General features: G+C 51.9%; 2 tRNA genes and 3 rRNA genes. All 5 read right to left on the bottom strand.

Annotation, left to right across the window (positions count from 1 at the left end):
- A 23S ribosomal RNA gene (locus tag EH198_RS24305) occupies positions 1-103 on the bottom strand; the annotation flags it as partial.
- A 125-nt stretch (positions 104-228) separates the two neighbouring features.
- A tRNA-Ala gene (locus tag EH198_RS24300) sits at positions 229-304 on the bottom strand.
- 23 nt (positions 305-327) lie between these two features.
- Positions 328-404, bottom strand: a tRNA-Ile gene (locus EH198_RS24295).
- A gap of 40 nt (positions 405-444) precedes the next feature.
- Positions 445-561, bottom strand: a 5S ribosomal RNA gene (rrf, locus tag EH198_RS24290).
- A gap of 106 nt (positions 562-667) precedes the next feature.
- Positions 668-776, bottom strand: a 16S ribosomal RNA gene (locus tag EH198_RS24285); the annotation flags it as partial.

Raw genomic sequence — 776 nt, 5'->3', positions numbered from 1 at the left:
TCAACGCTTGCTTACAGCTCCCCGAGGCATTTTCGTAGTTCGCCACGTCCTTCATCGGCTCCTGGCGCCTAGGCATCCTCCGTGTGCTCTTAATAGCTTAACCAATTAAGCACTTTATCTTCACTTGATCAATCGCTTGACACAAGTTCAGCTAAAAGATGTTCTAAAACGCAATTTTCGTTTCGGTATCCAGTTTTCAAGGATCAAGGTTCTTGCATGTTATACTGTTGGTGGAGCCAAGGAGGATCGAACTCCTGACCTCCTGCTTGCAAGGCAGGCGCTCTCCCAGCTGAGCTATGGCCCCATAAAAGGAAATTTAATTTTAAGTGGTGGGCCTTAGTGGACTCGAACCACCGACCTCACCCTTATCAGGGGTGCGCTCTAACCAGCTGAGCTAAAGGCCCTTAGTCTTGCATATACTCTTATGGAAACCCATAAGGATGCGCTTGGCGGCGTCCTACTCTCCCAGGACCCTTCGGTCCAAGTACCATCGGCGCTGGAGGGCTTAACGGTCGTGTTCGGGATGGGTACGCGTGGAACCCCTCCGCCATCGCCACCAAACGCTTAAGAAAGAGACTTGCTCTCTCAAAACTGAGCAACGAGTGAGCGTTGCCGGAAGCTTAGCTTCCGATTTGAATGTTTCCACTCGGGAAACGATTCTCCATAGAAAGGAGGTGATCCAGCCGCACCTTCCGATACGGCTACCTTGTTACGACTTCACCCCAATCATCTACCCCACCTTCGGCGGCTGGCTCCCTTGCGGGTTACCCCACCGA

The sequence above is a fragment of the Paenibacillus rhizophilus genome (assembly GCF_003854965.1).
Classification (GTDB): Bacteria; Bacillota; Bacilli; order Paenibacillales; family Paenibacillaceae; genus Paenibacillus_AQ; species Paenibacillus_AQ rhizophilus.
The sequence above is the reverse complement of the archived record's forward strand: the minus strand, read 5'-3'. Positions and strand labels throughout refer to the sequence as shown.